We start from the raw sequence: 562 nt of genomic DNA on the forward strand, positions 1-562 counted from the left end.
CGCGAAAATCAAATAATGTAAAACCAACCAACTCCCAAAGGGTAACGCTTCCTTTGGGAAAGTATTCCCTTTGGTAACAACCAACTACTGTGGGGAATCACTATGTCTATTAAAACTGTTATTGAAAAGATGAAAGAACACGCTGAATCAGTCAACCTTCCTAAGTTTTACAAGGAAGACTTGGATATTGATTTCAGTAATTTGAAGAAGTATGGCAACCGTGAGTACGTATGGATGCTTCGAGAGTGTGGTTCGTTGCTACTTCCATTACGGATTGGCGCGTCACCGTTCTTACTCGAGTACTACATGCGTCAAGATTCGACTGCACGCTTCTTTCATGTCAAAGGGTATGATGAAGTCACCTTTAAGGAGTTAAAGCACAAAGATGTTGAGTCTTTGATATGTAAGCCACCAATTGAATTTGGCTTGATACTTAACTCTGATGACTTGATCGCTAAGGTGAGGAAAGTACTTAATGATCGCAATGTTGCCTCTAGTGGTCTTGTGACAAAGGAAATCCCTACAACACCCACTCATTGGAGTGAATGGCTGTCATTCTTCA

Annotated in this window: 1 protein-coding gene; it reads left to right on the top strand. The window is 40.9% G+C overall.

The window, feature by feature from the left end; all coding sequences use genetic code 11:
- Nucleotides 1–102 precede the first annotated feature (102 nt).
- On the top strand, nt 103–562 hold a 460-nt coding region (locus R7040_RS28860), incomplete at its 3' end, for a hypothetical protein (RefSeq protein ID WP_318097950.1).

This window comes from Vibrio sp. 1069, assembly GCF_033340555.1.